The sequence below is a fragment of the Bradyrhizobium sp. LB11.1 genome (assembly GCF_040549385.1).
Taxonomy (GTDB): Bacteria; Pseudomonadota; Alphaproteobacteria; order Rhizobiales; family Xanthobacteraceae; genus Bradyrhizobium.
The window spans coordinates 126,802-145,129 of the sequence record NZ_JBEPTH010000009.1; the positions used below are offsets into that span (position 1 = coordinate 126,802).

An 18,328-nucleotide genomic window follows, 5' to 3' on the forward strand; every position below is an offset into this window, starting at 1 on the left:
TCCGCAGGATGTGGTTAGATCGGCATGAATTGGGTTTTTTGCGGCGCCCGCGAGGCGCAGCGGCACAACTCTTGTTGTGCGAAGTGTGAACCGGCCGGCCATTTTGCGCTTGGCTGGAAGTGAACCGGATTGGTCTCGGAGTGAACCGATGCAGGAAATCGCGAGCCCCGTTCCGTCACGCCAATCGGTCTGGAATACCGCAGGTCTGCGGCAGAGCGAGCAATTCGCCTATTATCGCGAGGCGGTCTGCCAGGCCTTCATGAAGCTGACGCCGGAGCCGATGGCTGAAACGGGCTTCTCGGCCAGTGTTCAAAACATCCGTCTGGGCGATGCCGCGCTCAACCGGGTCAGCTTTCCCGCGCATGTGGTGCGCCGATCCGCGGCTGACATCGCGGCGTCAGACCGCAGCTGCTTCTATCTCAACCTGAAGCTGGCCGGCCGCTGCCGCATCCGGCAGGATGACCGCGAGATCAGCCTGTCGCCTGGACAGGTCGGCATCTTCGGCAGCGACCGTCAGTTCGCGCTTCTGCACGACCGTCGTCCACAATTGCAGGTCGCCTCGTTTTGGGTGCCGGCGGAGGCCCTGCGTGAGCGGTTACCGGCCTCGTTCGATGTCACCGCGGCCCGCGTCTCCGACGATCCATTTGTCGGCCACCTCATCACAGAGACGGCACGGACACTCAGCGACGGCGCGCTGCGCATGACCGAGGACGAGGGCGTGCATCTGCTCCGCGCATTGATCGAGCTGGTCGCGATGAGCTTGTCGCGGCAGAGCCGGGCGCGCACCGCAGAGGCCGAGAGCCTGACGGACGCGACCACCTTGGCACTGAAGCGCGCCATTCACCGCCGGCTTCGCGAGGCCGGCCTTGCGGTTGCCGATATCGCCGAGGCCGTCGGCATCAGCGAGCGCTATGTGCACAAGCTGTTGGCGCGGTCGGGCTCCGGCTTCACCGACTATGTGATCGAGCGTCGCCTCGATGGCATCGCCAGGGATCTCGGGGATCCCGCAATGGCGAATCGTGCGATCGGCGCCATTGCGTTCGACTGGGGCTTTTCGGACCTCTCCCACTTCACGCGGCGTTTCAAGCAGCGTTTTGGCTGCCGCCCGCGCGACTGGAGGGCCCGGTAGCGCCGCCCTGCAGCGACCGGGTCATAAGGATCTGGCGATCAGCAGCTTCATGATTTCGTTGGTGCCGCCATAGATCTTCTGGATGCGGGAATCGATGAAGATGCGCGAGATCGGGTATTCCTGCATGTAGCCATAGCCGCCGAATAGCTGGAGGCATTCGTCGGCAGTCTGGACCTGCTTGTCCGAGCACCAGTATTTCGCCATCGAGGCCGTGACGGTGTCGAGATCTCCGGCGACCAGGCGCTCGATGCACCAGTCGACGAAGACGCGCGCGATCATGGCTTCAGTCTTGCGCTCGGCGAGCGTGAAGGCGGTGTTCTGGAAATCCATCAGCGGCTTGCCGAACGCCTTCCGCTCCTTGGTGTATTCCGTGGTGAGCTTGACCGCGCGTTCCATCGAGGCGACAGCGCCGACCGCGAGCGCGAGGCGCTCCTGCGGCAATTGCTGCATCAGCTGGGCGAAGCCCTGGCCTTCCTCATTGCCGAGCAGGTTTTCCGGCGGCACCGTGACATTGTCGAAGAACAGTTCCGACGTGTCGGAAGCGTGCAGGCCGATCTTGTCGAGGTTGCGCCCGCGCTTGTAGCCGTCCGCGCCCGCGGTCTCGACCACGATCAGCGAAATGCCTTTGGCGCCGGCGTCGCCGGTGCGCGCGATGACAACGACGAGATCGGCGGCCTGACCGTTGGTGATGAAAGTCTTCTGTCCGTTGATGACATATGAGTTGCCCTGCTTCTTCGCTATCGTCTTGACGGCTTGCAAATCCGAGCCGGTGCCGGGCTCGGTCATGGCGATGGCGCCGACCATCTCGCCCGACGCCATCTTCGGCAGCCAGCGCTTCTTCTGTTCTTCCGAGCCGTAATTGAGGATGTAATGGGCGACGATTGCGCTGTGCACGGAGACACCGGTTGTCAGTTCCGGCACCGTGCTTTCGAGGTCGTCCAGCACCGCAGCGTCATAGGCGAAGGTCGCGCCCAGGCCGCCATATTCCTCCGGCACGCTCGCCAGCAGTGCGCCCATCTCGCCGAGCCCGCGCCAGGCGAAGCGGTCGACCATCTTCTGCTCGCGCCATTTTTCAGCGTGCGGTGCCAGATCCTTGGCGAGGTATTTCCGGAACTGGTCGCGAAAGATTTCGAGCTCTTCGGTCATCCAGGAGGAGCGGTAGGACATGATTACCTCGGTTGATGCGGCTTGCCGGCTTGGTAGGCCAGTCGACTGCTGCAATTATTGTGTTTTCAGGCTGCGCCGGTGACGCTACCAAGGCGGCCGTAGCAGCGTCTGTTGGGATGGTTGATTGTGGCTGTCAAAACTCAAGAGCTCAAGCTCGACATCGCCCGCATCGGCGCGGTCTCCGCCATCCTGATGCAGCCGGAGAATGCGCGCGCCTGCTACGTCCTGGCGCATGGCGCGGGTGCCGGGATGCGGCATGCGTCGATGGACAAGATTGCGGACGGCCTCGCAGATCGCGGCATTGCGACATTCCGTTTCAATTTTCCCTACATGGAGAACAAGCAGGGGCGCCCCGACCAGCCGGCGGTCGCGCACGCCGCGATCCGCTCGGCGGTCGCGGAGGCGGCGCGGCTTTGTCCCGGATTGAAGCTCGTCGCGGGTGGAAAATCGTTTGGTGGGCGCATGACGTCGCAGGCTCAGTCGAAGACCCCGCTGCCGGGCGTAAAGGGGCTCGCCTTCCTCGGCTTCCCCCTGCATGCGGACAAGAAGCCATCGATTGAGCGCGCCGAGCTCCTTGGTGGCGTCGCCATTCCCATGCTGTTTCTCCAAGGTACGCGAGACGGGCTCGCCGACCTCGGCCTTCTCAAGCCCGTCGTCGCGGCGCTCGGTGCGAAGGCGAGGCTGCATGAGGTCGAAGGCGGCGACCATTCCTTCGCGGTGCTGAAGAAGTCCGGCCGCACCAGCGAGGAGGCGCTGACCGAGGTCCTTGACACGCTCGCGGCCTGGATCGACGAGCTCGCTTGAGGTTCAAGCGGAGTAGAGCCCCTTGTCGCGGGCCTTCTGGATCGCGAGCGCTGCGATCAGATCGAGCGTCGGTGTCGACAGGCCGGCGGTCCGCGCGAAGGCGGCGGGCGCCTTCACCAGCACGTCGATCTCCATGGCGCGGCCGAGCTCGTAATCCTGCAGTAGCGATGGCTTGTGGTTGGGGGCGGGACCGCTGCGCGTCACGCGCTTGACCTCGGGAATGAAGTGCTGCGCGATATCGTTGGCCTCGTTCAGCATGCGCGGGATGAGCTCGGAGAACGCAGGATCGTCGCGCACGCCGCGCGCGGTCTGGCCGGTGAGCAGGCACAGCACCGACAGCGACATGTTGGTCAGCAGCTTTGACCAGATCGCCTCGCGGATCTCGGCCACCGGCGGCGATTCCAGCCGCGCGTCGTTGAACACGCCGCGGAGTTTCGTGATGCGTTCGCAATTGCGGTCATCGCATTCGCCGATCAGGAGGCGATTGCGGTCCGGCGTCAGGTTCTGCACGACGCCAGGCGCGGTCACCTCGTTGGAGGAGAAGATCACCCCGCCGATGATCCGCTCCTTCGGGATGCAGGCGCGCAAGCGCCCGCCCGGATCGAGGAAGGAAATATCCGGCGGAGTCGGGTGTCGCGGCGGCAGGCCGATCCCGTACCACCAGGGAATGCCGTTCTGCGCGAATACGATGGCGGTGTCGTCCTGGAGCAGCGGCTTGATGCTGGAGACCAGTCCGGTCAGCGCCGTGGCCTTCAGCGTCGAGATCACCAGGTCTTGCGGGCCGAGCTGGGCCGCGTCGCCCGACGCGTTCACCTTGGCGCTGACCTCGGAATCGCCGACGCGCAGCTTGAGGCCATTGGTGCGCACCGCCTCGAGATGCGCGCCGCGCATCACGCATGAGACCTCGTGACCGGCGCGTGCGAGCCTGACCGCGAGATGGCTTCCGACGGCGCCCGAGCCGAAAATGCAGATGCGCATAGATGATGTCCGTCCCTGATCGCTGGTCGTCGCCCGGCGCCACCATGACACAAGCCGCCATGCGATGGGCGCGGCCGCCCCACGCTTGAAAGATATGGATCGGGATGCGTTGCCTCGGCCATAGTGCGCGGCAAACAACGACCGGAGGATCGCCGATGACTGCCAACCCTGTCCTGTGGACCCTCGACGAGCGTGGGGTTGCGACCGTCACGTTGAACCGGCCCGAGGTCAACAACGCCTATGACGGCGCCCTGATCACCGGCGTGCTCGCGGCCATGGACGATCTCGGCAAGAAGCCCAACCTCCGCGTCGTCGTGCTCAGGGGCAACGGCAAGCATTTCCAGGCCGGCGCCGACCTGAAATGGATCAACGGCGTGCGGCCGCAATCGCCTGAAGCCAACGAGGCGGCGTCGCGGGCGACGTTCGAGGCCGTGCAGCGGCTCAATACACTGCCCATTCCGACCGTGGCATTGGTGCAGGGCGGCTGCTTCGGTGGCGGCACCGGCGTGATCGCGGCTTGCGATGTCGTGATTGCGGCGGACAACGCCCTGTTCTCCATCACCGAGGTGCGCTGGGGCCTGACCGCCGCGATCATCATCCCCCAGCTCTGCGATGCCATTAGTGTACGGCAAGTCCGCCGTTACGCGCTGACCGGCGAACGCTTCGGCGCCGAAGAGGCCCGCCGCATCGGCCTCGTCCATGACGTGGTGCCGCTCGCCGATCTCGAGGCGGCCGGCGCCAAGTTGGTGGAGCAGTTGCTTGCCAACGGCCCGGAGGCGATGGCCGAGACCAAGCGGCTGGCGTTGGAGAGTTCGTTCGGCGGAATGGCCGTCGACGATGCGGCGTATACGCGGCTCGTGCAACTGCATTCGCTCAAGCGCCAGAGCGTGGAAGCGGCGGAGGGACTGGCCTCGTTCGCCGAGAAGCGGGCGGCGAACTGGGGCGGTGGGAAAGGCTGAGCGTCAGCAGCCGCGGCAGATGTTGCTGTCCCCGTAGCCCGGATGGAGCGGAAGCGTAATCCGGGGACCGGTATCCCCGCATTCCGCTGCGCTCCATGCGGGCTACGACACCGCAATTCACAGCGACGACGCGAGTGATGTTTTCAGCAAAGTCAGCAGCGCCTGCACCGCGGCCGCATTGCGCCGCCGCTCGGGGATCGCGGCTTTCACCCATAATTCCGGAATCGGAAAGTCGCGCAGCACGGGCTTCAACGTGCCGTCGCGCAGAGCGTCCGCGACGAGATAATGCGACATCAGCGCGATGCCGTTACCGGCGATCGCGCTGCGCGCCAGCACATGTCCTTCGTTGGACGAGAGCAGCGGGCTGACCTGGATGTTGATGCGGCCGCGCGGTCCGTCAAAGATCCATTCTGGGCCGGTCGGCAGGAAGCTGAGGCAGCGATGTTCGACGAGGTCGCGCGGATGCTTTGGCGTGCCATGCTTCTTCAAATAGGCCGGCGAGGCGCAGAGCAGCCGTTTCAGCGGACATAGTGGCTCGTCGACTACGCCGCCGAAGGAATGCGGGAAGGCGCCGATGGCAATGTCAAAGCCTTCGGCGACGGGATCGACCGGACGATCGATCAGCACGATCTCGAGTTTTAATCGCGGGTTCTGGGTCTGAAACGCGCTGAAGGCGTCCGCAAGCCGCGCTACCGTCAGCGAGGTCGGCGCCTTGATGCGGAGGTGATCGACGAGATCGTGGCCCTTCTCGCCCATGCGCGAGAGCAGGTCGGTGGCGTCGGTCACGACGCCGCGCGCGCGATGCACATAACGCTGGCCGGCCTCGGTCAGCCGCAATTGCCGGGTCGAGCGGTGAAACAGTGGCGTGCCGATTCGCGCCTCCAACTGCGTGACGCGCTTGGCCACGACCGAAGTCGAGACACCGAGTTTTCGCGCGGCGGCGGAGAAGCCGGCCGCATCTGCCGTGGCGAGGAACGCCTGAAGGTTTACCAGGATGTCCATTTTGACCTTTCTCGATTCGAGAAAGCTGATCGCGTATATTGGTGGATTGTAGCGCGCCTTGCGTTAATTCATAGTCGGCGCCAAGCAAGGATTTTTTCAGAGATAGGACGCGCCATGCGGGCCACGACGATCGAAGAACCGGCGCGCCAGGTGCCGCTTTATGGCGAATATGAAGTCGTCGTGCTCGGCGGCGGCCCGGCCGGCATCGTGGCGGCGGCGTCCGCCGCGCGCGCCGGGCGTAAAACACTGCTGATCGAGCGCTACGGCTTCCTCGGCGGCATGGGCACCGCGGCCGGCGTCACCAATTTCTGCGGCCTGCATGGCAACGTTTACGGGGAGGCTCACCGGCTGGTGCAGGGCATGGCGTCCGACCTGCTGGCGCGGATCGATCATCTGAACGGCCTCAATGCGCCGCATCTGATTCTCGGCAAGGTCTTTGCCCAGGCCTATGACACCGCGGCCTACAAGATCGCAGCCGACGAGCTGCTGGCGAGCCACAAGGTGCACATTCTCTTCCATGCGCTCGGCGCCGGCGTCGTGATGGGCGAGAACCGCCGCATCGACGCGCTGATGGTCGAGACCAAGGCGGGCCGGCAGGCGGTAAGATCAGAGATCTTCATCGATTGCTCCGGCGATGGCGATCTCGCGGTCTGGGCCGGCGCGCCGTTCGACATTGGCGATGAACAGGGCCATCCAATGTACCCGTCGATGATGCTCCGCCTCAACGGCATCGATCCCGCGAAGGCGGGCGACGCCTGGCGGACCATCCCGCAATTGATGGAAGAGGCCACCGCCGCCGGCACGCACAAATTCCCGCGCAAGAGCGCGATTGTGCGGCCGCAAAAATCCGGCATCGAATGGCGGGTGAATTTTACGCAAGTGGCGCGCGAGGACGGTCACGCCATCAACGGCGTCGAGCCCGACGATCTCACCCGTGGCGAGATCGAGGGCCGCAAGCAGGCGCTCGCCGCCTTTGAATTCCTCCGCACGGTGCCGGGCTTCGAAAAGTCCTACATCGTCGACCTGCCGCCGCAGCTCGGCATCCGCGAGACCCGGCGCATCAAGGGTGGTTACCAGCTCAGCGGCGAGGACGTCCTTGGCTGCGCCTCGTTCGAGGATTCCATCGGTGTCAATGGCTGGCCGATCGAGGCCCATGTTGCCGGCGACGTCGTCTTCACTTTTCCGCCCATCCCGGAATCGCGCGGCTACAACGAATTGCCGTATCGCATGCTGGTGCCGGAGGGCGTAGACAATCTGCTGGTCGCCGGCCGCTGCGCCTCCATGACCCATGAGGGCCAGTCGGCGGCGCGCGTCTCCGGCGCCTGTTTCGTGATGGGGGAGGCGGCCGGTTCCGCTGCTGCGCTGGCGCTATCGGGCAATCACATCCCGCGTGACATCCCGGTTGAAAAATTGCAGGAAACATTGAAACAACAGGGTGCCTTCATTGGGCGGGACCAGGTGGTGCCCGAAGGCCTGTAACAGACTGCAAGAAGAACCATTGGAGGAAACGGGATGATCGGGATTGCACGGCTCGCCGCAGCTGGCCTTTTGGCGATGATGGCGATGGGCACGGCCCGGGCCGAAGACGCACTGAAAACCAAGATCGGCGTGCTCCGCCTGTCGTCCTCCGCGCCGGTCTTCATCGCGCAGGACAAGGGCTACTTTCGCGAGGCCGGCCTCGAGGTCGAGCTGAAGTTTTTCGATGCGGCGCAGCCGATCGCGGTTGCCACAACCTCGGGCGACGTCGATTTCGGCGTCACGGCTTTCACCGCCGGCCTCTACAATCTTGCCGGCAAGGGCGTGTTGAAGGTGATCGGCGGCATGAGCCGCGAGAAGGCCGGCTATCCCCTGATCGGCTATTTCGCCAGCAACAACGCCTACGCTGCTGGCCTCAAGACGCCGAAGGATCTCGCGGGCAAGCGCATCGCGATGACCCAGGTCGGCTCCAGCTTCCACTATTCGCTCGGCCTGCTCGCCGACAAATACGGCTTCAAGCTCGCGGATGTGAAGATCGTGCCGCTGCAATCGCTGTCGAATGCGGCGGCTGCGCTGAAGGGCGAGACCGTCGATGCGGCGCTGTTGCCCATCTCCACCGCGCGAAAGCTGGTGGACGACGGTGGCGCGAAATTTCTGGGCTGGGTCGGCGACGAGACGCCCTGGCAGTTGGGCGCGGTGTTCGCCTCGCCGAAGACGGTGGCCAACAAGGTGCTGGTGACCAAGCTGCTTGGCGCGCTCGCCAAGGCGGATCGCGAATATCACGACGTGATCCTGGCTTCGATGAAGGACGGCGTTGCGCCGATCAACGACAAGACAAAGCCGCTGCTGGAGATTATCGCAAAGTACACCAATTTGCCGGTCGAGCGGGTGGTTGGTAACTGCGCCTATATCGATCCGGACGGCAAGCTGGACGTCAAGAACGTCGACAACCAGATCAAATGGCTCCAGGAACAGGGCTTCGCCGACAAGGGCTTCGATGCGAATACGATCATCGCCAAGGATTTTGTGAAGGCGGATTGATGCTGTGCGCACCCTTCCCACCCCGTCATCCTGAGGTGCTCGCGAAGCGAGCCTCGAAGGATGTACGGCCCGGATGTAGCGGGGCCGTCGCCCTTCGAGGCCTCCGCCCAGCGGCGCAATTGCGCCGCAAGGCTCCGGCACCTCAGGGTGACGGATCACGGTATAGGACGTGAGATGGACCTGATCGCCAACCACATCTCCCACCGCTTCGGCGATCTCGCCGTGCTCGACGACATCTCCTTCACGGTGAGCGCGGGCGAGGTGGTGGCGATCGTCGGTCCCTCCGGCTGCGGCAAGAGCACGTTGCTGTCGATCCTTGGCGGCTTGCTGCAGCCGACCTCAGGCGCGCCGGAGCTCCGCGGGGCACCGCCGGCGGACAGTCTCAATCCGCTAACCTTCGTGTTCCAGGATTTTGCGCTGCTGCCCTGGGCAACGGTGGAGGAGAACGTTGAATTCCCTCTGCTGCACGCGCAGCTCTCTGCCGCGCAGCGCCGCGGGCTGGTCGACGATGCCCTGCGCCGCACCGGGCTGACCGACTTTCGTACCGCCTATCCAAAACAGCTGTCCGGCGGCATGCGCCAGCGCGTCGGCATTTCGCGCGCCCTTGCGGTGAAGCCTGCGATCCTGCTGATGGACGAGCCGCTTTCGGCATTGGATTCGCAGACGCGCGAGCTGCTGATGGAGGATTTCGTTCGCCTGCTCGCCGATGGCGGCATGGGCGCAGCCTATGTCACGCACAATCTCGAAGAGGCGGCGCGGCTTGCCGACCGCATCGTCGTGCTGTCGCGGCGGCCCGGCCGCATCCGCGAGGTCGTGACGGTACCAATGACGCGCGCCGAACGCGGCGAAGCGGCGGCACGTGAAAAGCTGCTGGCGCTGCAGAACCAGATCTGGTCGCTGATCCGCCATGAGGCGATCGATGCAGAGCGCGAGGTCCAGCATGCTTGATCGCGCGGCGGATTCATCGGCCAAGGACGAAGCGATCCGGCGCGTCCGCTTCCGTGGCGCGGGCTTCGTGCCTGCCTCCAGCCGTTTCAGCGGCTGGATCGCGCTCGCGCTGGTCATTGCGATCTGGCAGGCGGCCGGCAGCGCCGGTGTCGTCAATCCCTTGTTTCTGCCGGCGCCGTCGGCCATCGTGCGGGCGATCTATGAGCTCGCGATGTCGGGCGCGCTTTGGCAGCATCTCTCTGCTTCGATCCTGCGCATCGGCGTCGGCTGGGTTCTTGGAACAGCGGCTGGCATCGCGGTCGGCTTTGCCATCGGCCTGTCGCGGCTGGCGCGTAGCGTCGGCATCACCTTCATTTCGGCGCTGTTCCCGATCCCGAAGATCGCGCTGCTACCGTTGCTGATCCTCTGGCTCGGCATCGGCGAAGAGCCGAAGATCGCGACCATTGCCCTCGGTGTGTTCTTCTCGACCGCGATCTCGGTCTATAGCGGCGTCGATGCCGTGCCGCGCAATCTGATCCGCATGGCGCAGAGCTTTAACGTTCCCTTCGCCACCATCGTGCGCAAGGTGGTCTGGCCCGGCGCGCTGCCCGCGATCCTTGCCGGCTTCCGCATCACGGCGTCCGTGGCGCTGCTGCTCGTCGTCAGCGCCGAGATGATCGGCGCGCAATACGGCATCGGCGCCTTCGTGCTGCAGGCCGGCAATCTGATGCAGACGGATCAGCTGCTCGCGGGCGTGGTGATCCTGTCGGTGTTCGGGCTCGTGGTGGGGAAGGTGATCGGCTGGCTCGAGGTCAAGCTCCTGCACTGGCGGTAGCCAAGTTTTCCGCTGCTGTAGGGTGGGCAAAGCGCAAGCGTGCCCACCATTTCTTCATGAGTCGCGAAGACGTGGGCACGGCGCGTTGTGCCTTTGCCCACCCGACACCGGTGGTCGTCACGCGTTTCCGCGATCCTCGCGAAACAAATCGAGCTTCTGCTGCACTGGCCGGTCCGAGAAGCTGAACAGCACGGCATCCTCATCCGCCTCGTGCGTCACCCATTGCCAGCTCGGCACCACGAACAGATCGCGCGGGCCCCACTCGAAAACGGCATCGCCGATGCGGCTGCGGCCGTTGCCCTCGATCGGACAAAACACTGTCGCATCGGTCGCGCGATAACGCGCGGTCTTGAACCCCTTGGGCAGCAACTGAATGAACGTGCCGATGGTCGGCATCGCGAAATCGCCGGTCTCGGGGTTGCTGAACTTGAGCTTCAGCCCGTGGCAGGCGTCCCATTCCTGGCTCGTCCGGGCCTTCTCCAGCGCTTCGCGCGTATAGGCATAGGGATAGCTGAAGATCGGAGAGGTCTTCGATGACCGTTTCACGTCGACGGGCAGCAGGTTATGGCCGTAACGGGCAAAGCTGTCGCCGGCAGGTCTTGTGATCTTCTGCTGGTCTTCCTTGGAGCCCTCCGCAAACGAGCAGTCGAAGAACTGCACCAGCGGAATGTCGAGGCCGTCGAGCCAGAACATCGGCTCGTTCGTTTCATTGGAATGATCGTGCCAGGTCATTGACGGCGTGATAATGAAGTCGCCGGGCTCCATCGCGGTGCGCTCGCCGTCCACGGCAGTATGCGCACCCTTGCCTTCGAGCACGAAACGCAGTGCCGACTGGCTGTGGCGATGGGCGGGAGCGACGTCGCCGGGCACCACCATCTGCACGCCGGCATAGAGCGAGGTCGTGATCTTGGACTGGCCGCGCAGGCCCGGGTTCTCCAGCACCAGCACGCGCCGCTCGGCTTCCTTGGCGGTGATCAGCTTGCCGGCCTCGGTCATGTAGTCGCGGATGATGTCGAACTTCCAGAGGTGCGGCCGGCAGGCGCTTTTCGGCTCTGGCGTGATCAGATCGCTCATCACCGTCCACAGCGCGGTGAGATTCTCGCCGTCGATCTTCTTGTAGAACGCCTCGCGTTCCGGCGTCTTGGTCACGGCTTCCACGGCGCGCCTCCTGTCGTACTCTGTAGATTGACAGCATACTGACAATCTTTGTAGCGTCAATGGCCGCCGCTCTTGCTAGGTAACGAGAAAACTCGAAGGGAGGGTTCCGATGAAGCTGCACGGCTATTTCCGCTCCAGCGCCGCCTACCGCGTGCGGATCGCGCTGAATCTCAAAGGGCTCGGTGCCGAGCATTTGCCGCATCACCTTCGCAAGGGCGAACAATGCGCGCCGGCCTATTTGGCCATCAATCCGCAAGGCCTGGTGCCGGCGCTGGAGAACGATACCGGCACGGTGCTGACCCAGTCGGTCGCCATCATCGAGTGGCTCGACGAGACCCACCCCAATCCGCCGCTGCTGCCCAAGGATTTGCTGCAGCGCGCCAAGGTGCGGGCGTTCGCGCTGGCGATTGCCTGCGACACTCACCCGGTGCAGAATTTGAAAGTGCTGGCGCGGCTGCGCGAGCTTGGCTTGCCCGAAGAGAAGGTCCAGGACTGGGCGGCGTGGGTTAATCGCGAGGGCCTGTCGGCCTGCGAGACGCTGATCAAGAACGAGCCGGGGCCGTTCTGCTTCGGGGACGCGCCGACGCTCGCCGACCTCTGCCTGGTGCCGCAGCTTGCCAATGCGCGCCGCTTCGGCGTCGATGTCGCGGCGTATCCGCGCCTGCTCAAGGCCGAGGCCGCCGCCAAGGCGCTAGCCGCCTTCGCCAATGCCGCACCCGAGAAGCAGCCCGATGCCGAGTAAGCCTGTAGCGCCCATCACGATAGACGCGATCTATGCCGCGCCAGGCTATCTGTTCCGGCGCATGCAGCAGATCGCGGTCTCGATCTTCATGGAGGAATGCAAGACGTTCGATCTCACGCCGGTGCAATATGCCGCGCTGATCGCGATCCACACCCATCCGGGCATCGATGCGACGCGGCTGTCGGCGGTGATCGCCTTCGACCGCTCCACGCTCGGCAGCGTCATCGAGCGTCTTCAGGCCAAGGATTTTGTCGAGCGCAAGCCGGCGCCGGAGGACAAGCGGATCAAGCTGCTCTATTTGACCAAATCCGGCGCCGCGATCCTCCGAGAGATCATCCCCGCCGTCGAACGCGCCCAGGCCCGCATGCTGGAGCCGCTCAAGCCCACTGAGCGCAAAGCGTTGATGGGGCTCATGGCGCAGCTCGTCGATCTCAACAACGAGGCTTCACGCGTGCCGCTGCGGGCCGAGGATGCGCTGGAGCATTTGGGGAAGGCGGGGTGAGACGATGCTGTCGCCTCTGTCTCTGCGGTCATTCCCCGCGAAAGCGGGGAATCCAGTACGCCGCGGCCTCTCGACTCAATCACAGCTGTCTCGGATTACTGGATCGCCCGGTCAAGCCGGGCGATGACAGCGGAGGCTACATCCGCAACAACGCCTGCCGATCGATCTTCCCCGTTCCTGTCTTCGGCAGCTCGTCGATGAAAACCACCTCGCGCGGATATTTGTAGGGCAGCAGCTTGCCTTTGACGTAGTCCTGTAACCGCCGCGTCGCCTCGTTCTGATCGGTGGCGCGGTCGTTCATTACCACCACCGCCTTCAGCGTCATGCGCCGGTCGGGCAGTTCGGCGGCGAACACCGCGCATTCGCGAATCTCAGGATGGTCGGCGAGGCAAAGTTCGACCTCGAGCGGGTAGACCCACTGGCCCGAGATCTTGATGAGATCATCGGCGCGGCCGCGGAAGAAATGAAAACCATCACTGTCGCGGACGAAGCGATCGCCGGTGTAGATCCAGCCACCGTCGCGGATGGTCTCGGCGGATTTGTCCGGCCGGTTCCAGTATAGCGGCGTGTTGGAATCGCCGCGCACCCACAAGATGCCTTCCTCGTTGTCGCCGACGTCGCGCCCCTCCTTGTCGCGCAGCGCGACCTCGTAGCCGGGAACGCGCAAGCCCGCCGCTCCGAGCTTCTTCTGCTCGGGGCGGTTGGACAGATAAATGTGCAGCACCTCGGTCGAGCCGAGGCCCTCGACGATTTCGAGCCCCGTGAGCATCTTCCAGCCGTTGAACACTTCCGCCGAGAGCACTTCAGCGGCGGAGAGCGCCATGCGCAGCGATGAGAAGTTTGTCTTGCCCGCGCCCCCGGCCTTGGTCAGCGAGGTGTAGAGCGTCGGCAGGCCGAAGAAGACCGTCGGCTTGTACTGCTCGATCACGGCAAAGATCGATGCCGGCTTCGGCTGTCCTGGCAGCAGCAGCGTCGATGCGCCGGCCGAGAACGGGAAGGTGATGGAATTGCCAAAGCCATAGGCGAAGAAGATTTTGGGCACGGAGAAGCAGATGTCCTCAGGCGTCAGCTTCAGCACGTTTTGCGCGAAGGCGACCTCGCTATAGGCCATGTCGTGCTGGAGATGCACGATGCCCTTGGGCCGGCCGGTCGAGCCGGAGGAGTACATCCAGAACGCCATCTCGTTGCGATGCGTCGCCGCTTCGGCCAGGTCGGCGGGAAATTGCGAGAGCCAGTCTGCGGCGGCCACCGCCTTCAGCGCAGCGTGATCGCCGACATCGCCATTGACGACGATCAGCGTGCGCAGCTCCGTGTCCTTGCAGGCCTCGGCGTTAAAGCGCGCGCAGAACTCGGCATCCGCCACCGCAACGCTCGCGCCGGAATCAGCAAGATAGAATTGCAGCAGGTCCGGCGGCGTCAGCGTATTGATCAGGAGCGGCACGAAGCCGGCGCGTACCGCGCCGAAGAACGCGGCCGGGTAAGCCGGCGTGTCATCGAGGAACAGGAGCACGCGGTCGCCGCGCGCGAGTCCCAAGGAGGCAAAACCATTGCCCCAGCGGCAAGCCTCGGCACAGAGCTCGGCATAGGTCCGCGTGCCCGCGGGACCAATCAGCGCGAGCTTGTCGCTGCGGCCCTTGGCGAGATTGTCGAACAGCAGGCGGCTGGCGTTGTAGATCTCAGGAACCGCAAAACCGATCTCACGGGCGCCCGCGCCGTCGGCAGGCACCTGGTCGCGTATCTCGTTGCTCATGCCGCGTCCCCGCCGTTCTTCTCGGTTTCGTAGCGAGCCATGAAGGCCGGAGACATTGCGCGCAGCCGCGAATCGTCGATGCGGCCGGAGCGGGTGATGTAGCTGTAGGCAAAGTCCATCAGGCCAAGCTGCATGTGTTGGGCAAAATGCTCGTACCAGAACGCGCTGGTGCGCGCGGCATTAACGAGCTTCTGCACCACGGGCTTGCGCGCGGCCTGGTAGCGATGCAGCGCGGTCGACAGATGCGCATCCGATTCCAGGGCCTTGACCAGCGCGGTCGCATCCTCGATCGCGAGCCGCGTGCCCGAGCCGATCGAGAAATGCGCCGAGTGCAGTGCGTCGCCTATCAGCACCATGTTCTTGAACGACCAGTTCTCGTTCCAGACCCAGGGGAAATTACGCCAGACCGATTTGTTGGAAACCAGGCAATGGCCACCGAGCGTGTCCGCAAACACCTCCTCGCAGACGCCCTTGGACTGCTCGACGTCCTTGTAGGCGAAGCCATAGGCCTGCCAGGTCGCGTGATCGCATTCGACCAGGAAGGTGCTCATGTTTGGTGAGTAGCGGTAATGGTGCGCGTTGAAGGCGCCGCGGTCGGTCTTCACGAACGTCTGCGACAGCGTGTCGAAGCGTTTTGAGGTGCCGTACCAGACGAATTTGTTGGAGGAATAGGACAGCGAGGTGCCGAAATCGCCCTCATAGGCGCGACGCACCAGCGAGTTCAAACCGTCGGCGGCGATGATCAGATCGTGGCCGTTGAGCTGGTCGATCGCGTGGATCTGGGTATCGAAGCGCGGGGTGACGCCGGCATCGAGCGCGCGCTGCTGCAGGAACTGTAGGAGTTCGAGCCGGCCGATCGAGGAGAAGCCGACGCCGTCGATGGCGACGCTGTCGCCGCCGTGGTTCAGCGTGATGTTCTCCCAGCTCTCCATATACGGCGCGATCGCATCGACCGTCTCGGGGTCGTCGGCGCGCAGGAACTCCAGGGCCTGGTCGGAGAACACGACGCCAAAACCCCAGGTCGCGTCGGCCGGGTTCTGTTCGAACAGGTCGACTTGATCCTCGGGGTGACGCTTCTTCCAGAGATAGGCGAAGTAGAGCCCACCGGGCCCCCCGCCAATCACGGCGATCCGCAAATCCTGCCTCCCTAATTGACAGTATACTTACTATCTCAGGGTAGACTAATGAGCTCCAGCCTCCCACGCCAGCGTAATTATCGACAAGGCAAGGTGCGCCGCAGCACGGCCGCGGGCACCCGCCTCGCGCGTGTCCGAAACCGTCAGCTGTGAATCATAGCCAAACCGCGCCGGATTGACTACCCGCGCGTCAGACGCAGCGTTTCACGTAAACGCCGTCCACCAGCACCCTGGTGCACCGGACTACGGGCTTGCGGACCACGACGGCGCCGTTCGGTCCGGCGCAACCGGCGCGATAGACGCCGCGGGCGCACACCACGGCATTCGCGTCGGTGGTCTCAAAAGTCATGGTCGCGGCGAAGGCGAGCAGCGCGGAAGCGATGAGCAGGAAGGAACGCATGTCTTTCTCCCGGTCTTGTGGTGATTGAAATCGGATGTCGGCGAAAGATTAGTCGCAAGAGGCGCGCGAAAATTCACGCGTGCCGCCCAATATCGATGGCAGCGTGGGCTGCGTGCCGTTTATCGTGCGGCGAACGGCGCAAGCACGTCCTTGCAGCCCGGCGATAGTGACGCAGCATTGCTGGCGATACATTGCACGATGCGGCCGCCACCAGGCTGGATGCCGGCGCAGAGCGTACGGATGTCGGCGCCGCAAGCGGACCGGGCGATGAACAGCTCCTCGCGCGGCCGCAGCGGGCGCAGAACGATCACGGTGGGCGCGGCCGCCGGTGCTGCTCCAGTAGCCGGTGCGGCACCGGCCGCTGGCGCTGCCGTCGCCGCAGCTCCGCCGGCGCCAGCCGCCGCGGTCACGGCTTTCGCGCAGGCCGATGAAACCTTGGCCTTGTTCTTCTCCAGGCATTCGAGCGCGGGCGCGCCGCCCGGCGGCACGCTGGCGCATACCCTGGGATAATCGGCGCGGCACGCGCTTTTGACCGCAGCAATCTGCGCGCTGCTTGGCTGCTTGGCTGCCGCAGCCTTCGGAGCGGCTGCGGCGGCCGGCTTCGCCGCAGGCTCGGCAGCTGGCGCTGCTTCGGTCTTTGAAGGTTCAGATTTGGCCGGCTCAGATTTGGCAGGCGCCGCTTCGCTCTTCGGCGCTGCAGCCGGCTCGACTGCGCGAACTGCCGTCTGGCATCCCGACGACAGGCTCGACATGTGGCTTTGCAAACATTGATACGCCTCGACACCACCGGGCGTCACGCTCGCGCAGTGAGTCATGAAATCCGAGCGGCATGCGGAGCGGATGGCGCTCTTCTGCGCCTCGGTCGGCGCTTGCGCGAATGCGCTTGTTGCAGTTGCGAAGAGTGCTGCGGCGAGCAACGCCTTTAGCGTCGAAATATGTTTCAACGTGTTGAACATCTGGGTGAGTTCCTGCCCTGTTGGCAACGCCGATGATTTATTAAAAAGAGTGCAAGCAATTGTCGCGGGTGATGCCGCGTGCAGCATCATTCGCCGCCGCGAGATCTACCGCAAGTAGATATTACTTGCGGAATTGCGACGTAACTTAGAGCATGGTCCGGAAGAATGTGCCGCGGTTTTCCGTCGCGAAAAGCGCGGCACGCGTTTGCGCGGAGATCATGCTCAAACAGTACGTCGTTAGAGCTTGACCATGCGCTTGCCGCGATTCTCGCCGGCGAGCAGTCCGATCAGCGCCTTCGGCGTGTTCTGCAATCCGTCGATGATGTCTTCCTGCACCTTCAGCTTGCCGGATTTCACCCAGGTCTGGAGATCGGCGAGCGCGCGCTGGCTTTCCTTCATGTAGTCCATCACGATGAAGCCCCGCATGATGAGCCGCTTCACCACGATCAAACCAGGCACGCCGCGCGGGCCGTGCGCCGACGGCGCGCCGTCATATTGCGAGATCGCACCGCAACAGGCAATGCGGCCGTAATTGTTCATCTGCGGAATGCAGGCTTCCAGAATGTCGCCGCCGACATTGTCGAAATAGACGTCGATGCCCTTTGGCGCGGCCGCACGCAGCGCCTTGAACACCGCGCCGTCCTTGTAGTCGACGGCCGCATCGAAGCCGAGCTCGGAGGTCAGCCAGTAGCACTTGTCGGCGCCGCCGGCGATGCCGATCACGCGGCATCCTTTGATCTTGGCGATCTGTCCGACGATCGAGCCGACCGAGCCCGCTGCCGCCGAGACCACGACAGTCTCGCCTTCCCTGGGCTTGCCGACCTCGAGCAGGCCAAAATAGGCCGTGAGGCCGGCGATGCCGAACACGCTGAGCAGATGTGTCATCGGCTCGAGCTTCGGCATTTTCGTCAAATGCTTCGAGGGCACTGCGGTAAACTCCTGCCAGCCGGTGTCGCCGAACACGATGTCGCCGGGTGCAAGCCCCGGCGCCTTGGAGCTGATGACCTCGGCGATGGCGCCGCCGGCCATCACGCTGTTGGCTTCGACGGCCGAGCGATACGTCGCGCCGTGCATCCAGGCGCGGTTGGCGGCGTCGAGCGAGATGTAACGCACGCGCAGCAAGGCCTCGCCGTCCTTTGGCTCCGGCAGCGCGCTCTCAACCATCTTGAAGTGCGCGGGACCGAGCTTGCCGCTGGGCTTTTCCACCAGAAGAATTTGCCGATTGACGCTTCCAGTCATGGCGTTCCCTCTCTGATTGTCTGACGTTTATTGATGCATCGCCCGCAAACAAAACGTGCAAGCCGCATTCGTTGTGCGCTGCATGAAGGCTAGATCGCTGCGCCCAGTTTCGCAACGGGAACATCCG

General features: G+C 64.1%; 19 protein-coding genes. 10 read left to right on the top strand and 9 right to left on the bottom strand.

Translation table 11 applies throughout. From position 1 onward, the window contains the following. The first annotated feature begins 148 nt into the window (after nucleotides 1-148). Nucleotides 149-1,129: a helix-turn-helix domain-containing protein gene (locus ABIA96_RS23450; protein WP_354139416.1), complete on the top strand. Its 981-nt coding sequence runs from the start codon at nucleotides 149-151 to the stop codon at nucleotides 1,127-1,129. A gap of 21 nt (nucleotides 1,130-1,150) precedes the next feature. Here the strand turns inward: ABIA96_RS23450 and ABIA96_RS23455 are convergent, their stop codons facing one another. After that, complete coding sequence (locus tag ABIA96_RS23455) at nucleotides 1,151-2,296, bottom strand: acyl-CoA dehydrogenase family protein (protein WP_354139417.1); 1,146 nt, start codon at nucleotides 2,294-2,296, stop codon at nucleotides 1,151-1,153. 126 nt (nucleotides 2,297-2,422) lie between these two features. Between ABIA96_RS23455 and ABIA96_RS23460 the strand changes: the two genes are divergently transcribed. Beyond that, nucleotides 2,423-3,100: an alpha/beta hydrolase family protein gene (locus ABIA96_RS23460; protein WP_354139418.1), complete on the top strand. Its 678-nt coding sequence runs from the start codon at nucleotides 2,423-2,425 to the stop codon at nucleotides 3,098-3,100. 3 nt (nucleotides 3,101-3,103) lie between these two features. On the opposite strand, the gene ABIA96_RS23465 is transcribed toward ABIA96_RS23460, so the two are convergent. Further along, nucleotides 3,104-4,078 (bottom strand): ketopantoate reductase family protein, encoded by a 975-nt coding sequence (locus ABIA96_RS23465; RefSeq protein WP_354139419.1) that lies wholly within the window; start codon nucleotides 4,076-4,078, stop codon nucleotides 3,104-3,106. A gap of 155 nt (nucleotides 4,079-4,233) precedes the next feature. On the opposite strand from ABIA96_RS23465, the gene ABIA96_RS23470 reads away from it, so the two are divergent. Then, nucleotides 4,234-5,037: an enoyl-CoA hydratase-related protein gene (locus ABIA96_RS23470; RefSeq protein WP_354139420.1), complete on the top strand. Its 804-nt coding sequence runs from the start codon at nucleotides 4,234-4,236 to the stop codon at nucleotides 5,035-5,037. Nucleotides 5,038-5,154: 117 nt separating this feature from the next. Here the strand turns inward: ABIA96_RS23470 and ABIA96_RS23475 are convergent, their stop codons facing one another. Continuing rightward, on the bottom strand, nucleotides 5,155-6,039 hold the full coding sequence (locus tag ABIA96_RS23475) for a LysR family transcriptional regulator (RefSeq protein ID WP_354139421.1): 885 nt from the start codon (nucleotides 6,037-6,039) through the stop codon (nucleotides 5,155-5,157). A gap of 114 nt (nucleotides 6,040-6,153) precedes the next feature. On the opposite strand from ABIA96_RS23475, the gene ABIA96_RS23480 reads away from it, so the two are divergent. The 4 genes from ABIA96_RS23480 to ABIA96_RS23495 all read left to right on the top strand — a co-directional run bounded on the left by ABIA96_RS23480 (nucleotide 6,154) and on the right by ABIA96_RS23495 (nucleotide 10,318). Continuing rightward, complete coding sequence (locus tag ABIA96_RS23480; RefSeq protein WP_354139422.1) at nucleotides 6,154-7,518, top strand: FAD-dependent oxidoreductase; 1,365 nt, start codon at nucleotides 6,154-6,156, stop codon at nucleotides 7,516-7,518. A 33-nt stretch (nucleotides 7,519-7,551) separates the two neighbouring features. Then, on the top strand, nucleotides 7,552-8,556 hold the full coding sequence (locus ABIA96_RS23485) for an ABC transporter substrate-binding protein (RefSeq protein WP_354139423.1): 1,005 nt from the start codon (nucleotides 7,552-7,554) through the stop codon (nucleotides 8,554-8,556). 174 nt (nucleotides 8,557-8,730) lie between these two features. Beyond that, nucleotides 8,731-9,504, top strand: coding sequence for an ABC transporter ATP-binding protein (locus tag ABIA96_RS23490; protein ID WP_354139424.1), 774 nt, complete (start codon nucleotides 8,731-8,733; stop codon nucleotides 9,502-9,504). Next, nucleotides 9,497-10,318: an ABC transporter permease gene (locus ABIA96_RS23495; protein WP_354139425.1), complete on the top strand. Its 822-nt coding sequence runs from the start codon at nucleotides 9,497-9,499 to the stop codon at nucleotides 10,316-10,318. Before ABIA96_RS23490 ends, ABIA96_RS23495 begins: the two co-directional genes overlap by 8 nt. 117 nt (nucleotides 10,319-10,435) lie before the next feature. Here the strand turns inward: ABIA96_RS23495 and gtdA are convergent, their stop codons facing one another. Continuing rightward, a complete protein-coding gene (gene gtdA / locus ABIA96_RS23500; protein ID WP_354139426.1) occupies nucleotides 10,436-11,476 on the bottom strand; it encodes a gentisate 1,2-dioxygenase in 1,041 nt (346 codons plus the stop codon). 109 nt (nucleotides 11,477-11,585) lie between these two features. Here gtdA and maiA point away from each other — a divergent pair, with 109 nt between their 5' ends. Further along, nucleotides 11,586-12,218, top strand: a complete 633-nt coding sequence (maiA, locus tag ABIA96_RS23505; RefSeq protein WP_354139427.1) for a maleylacetoacetate isomerase — start codon at nucleotides 11,586-11,588, stop codon at nucleotides 12,216-12,218. Next, the gene (locus ABIA96_RS23510) at nucleotides 12,208-12,720 is read left to right on the top strand and encodes a MarR family winged helix-turn-helix transcriptional regulator (RefSeq protein ID WP_354139428.1); all 513 of its coding nucleotides are present in this window, start codon (nucleotides 12,208-12,210) and stop codon (nucleotides 12,718-12,720) included. Before maiA ends, ABIA96_RS23510 begins: the two co-directional genes overlap by 11 nt. A gap of 136 nt (nucleotides 12,721-12,856) precedes the next feature. Here the strand turns inward: ABIA96_RS23510 and ABIA96_RS23515 are convergent, their stop codons facing one another. From ABIA96_RS23515 to ABIA96_RS23530, 4 genes are all read right to left on the bottom strand, one after another. After that, complete coding sequence (locus ABIA96_RS23515) at nucleotides 12,857-14,470, bottom strand: benzoate-CoA ligase family protein (protein WP_354139429.1); 1,614 nt, start codon at nucleotides 14,468-14,470, stop codon at nucleotides 12,857-12,859. Continuing rightward, nucleotides 14,467-15,606 carry an FAD-dependent monooxygenase gene (locus tag ABIA96_RS23520; protein ID WP_354139430.1) on the bottom strand — a complete coding sequence of 380 codons (1,140 nt, stop codon included), beginning with the start codon at nucleotides 15,604-15,606 and terminating at the stop codon, nucleotides 14,467-14,469. Before ABIA96_RS23520 ends, ABIA96_RS23515 begins: the two co-directional genes overlap by 4 nt. A 190-nt stretch (nucleotides 15,607-15,796) precedes the next feature. Beyond that, nucleotides 15,797-16,006: a hypothetical protein gene (locus ABIA96_RS23525; protein WP_354139431.1), complete on the bottom strand. Its 210-nt coding sequence runs from the start codon at nucleotides 16,004-16,006 to the stop codon at nucleotides 15,797-15,799. A gap of 119 nt (nucleotides 16,007-16,125) precedes the next feature. After that, nucleotides 16,126-16,923 carry a cysteine rich repeat-containing protein gene (locus ABIA96_RS23530; RefSeq protein ID WP_354139568.1) on the bottom strand — a complete coding sequence of 266 codons (798 nt, stop codon included), beginning with the start codon at nucleotides 16,921-16,923 and terminating at the stop codon, nucleotides 16,126-16,128. Here ABIA96_RS23530 and ABIA96_RS23535 point away from each other — a divergent pair. Next, nucleotides 16,820-17,080, top strand: coding sequence for a hypothetical protein (locus ABIA96_RS23535; protein WP_354139578.1), 261 nt, complete (start codon nucleotides 16,820-16,822; stop codon nucleotides 17,078-17,080). The genes ABIA96_RS23530 and ABIA96_RS23535 overlap by 104 nt on opposite strands. A 119-nt stretch (nucleotides 17,081-17,199) precedes the next feature. Here ABIA96_RS23535 and ABIA96_RS23540 read toward each other — a convergent pair whose 3' ends face one another. After that, complete coding sequence (locus tag ABIA96_RS23540; protein WP_354139432.1) at nucleotides 17,200-18,201, bottom strand: NADP-dependent oxidoreductase; 1,002 nt, start codon at nucleotides 18,199-18,201, stop codon at nucleotides 17,200-17,202. Between the last annotated feature and the right edge of the window lie 127 nt (nucleotides 18,202-18,328).

What these genes read in the sequence shown, in the direction of transcription:
- ABIA96_RS23450 (WP_354139416.1), top strand. Translation starts at nt 149, where the DNA reads ATGCAGGAAATCGCGAGCCCCGTTCCGTCACGCCAATCGGTCTGGAAT.
- ABIA96_RS23455 (WP_354139417.1), bottom strand. Translation starts at nt 2,296, where the DNA reads ATGTCCTACCGCTCCTCCTGGATGACCGAAGAGCTCGAAATCTTTCGC.
- ABIA96_RS23465 (WP_354139419.1), bottom strand. Translation starts at nt 4,078, where the DNA reads ATGCGCATCTGCATTTTCGGCTCGGGCGCCGTCGGAAGCCATCTCGCG.
- ABIA96_RS23470 (WP_354139420.1), top strand. Translation starts at nt 4,234, where the DNA reads ATGACTGCCAACCCTGTCCTGTGGACCCTCGACGAGCGTGGGGTTGCG.
- ABIA96_RS23475 (WP_354139421.1), bottom strand. Translation starts at nt 6,039, where the DNA reads ATGGACATCCTGGTAAACCTTCAGGCGTTCCTCGCCACGGCAGATGCG.
- ABIA96_RS23480 (WP_354139422.1), top strand. Translation starts at nt 6,154, where the DNA reads ATGCGGGCCACGACGATCGAAGAACCGGCGCGCCAGGTGCCGCTTTAT.
- ABIA96_RS23485 (WP_354139423.1), top strand. Translation starts at nt 7,552, where the DNA reads ATGATCGGGATTGCACGGCTCGCCGCAGCTGGCCTTTTGGCGATGATG.
- ABIA96_RS23490 (WP_354139424.1), top strand. Translation starts at nt 8,731, where the DNA reads ATGGACCTGATCGCCAACCACATCTCCCACCGCTTCGGCGATCTCGCC.
- ABIA96_RS23495 (WP_354139425.1), top strand. Translation starts at nt 9,497, where the DNA reads ATGCTTGATCGCGCGGCGGATTCATCGGCCAAGGACGAAGCGATCCGG.
- maiA (WP_354139427.1), top strand. Translation starts at nt 11,586, where the DNA reads ATGAAGCTGCACGGCTATTTCCGCTCCAGCGCCGCCTACCGCGTGCGG.
- ABIA96_RS23510 (WP_354139428.1), top strand. Translation starts at nt 12,208, where the DNA reads ATGCCGAGTAAGCCTGTAGCGCCCATCACGATAGACGCGATCTATGCC.
- ABIA96_RS23515 (WP_354139429.1), bottom strand. Translation starts at nt 14,470, where the DNA reads ATGAGCAACGAGATACGCGACCAGGTGCCTGCCGACGGCGCGGGCGCC.
- ABIA96_RS23525 (WP_354139431.1), bottom strand. Translation starts at nt 16,006, where the DNA reads ATGCGTTCCTTCCTGCTCATCGCTTCCGCGCTGCTCGCCTTCGCCGCG.
- ABIA96_RS23535 (WP_354139578.1), top strand. Translation starts at nt 16,820, where the DNA reads ATGAAATCCGAGCGGCATGCGGAGCGGATGGCGCTCTTCTGCGCCTCG.
- ABIA96_RS23540 (WP_354139432.1), bottom strand. Translation starts at nt 18,201, where the DNA reads ATGACTGGAAGCGTCAATCGGCAAATTCTTCTGGTGGAAAAGCCCAGC.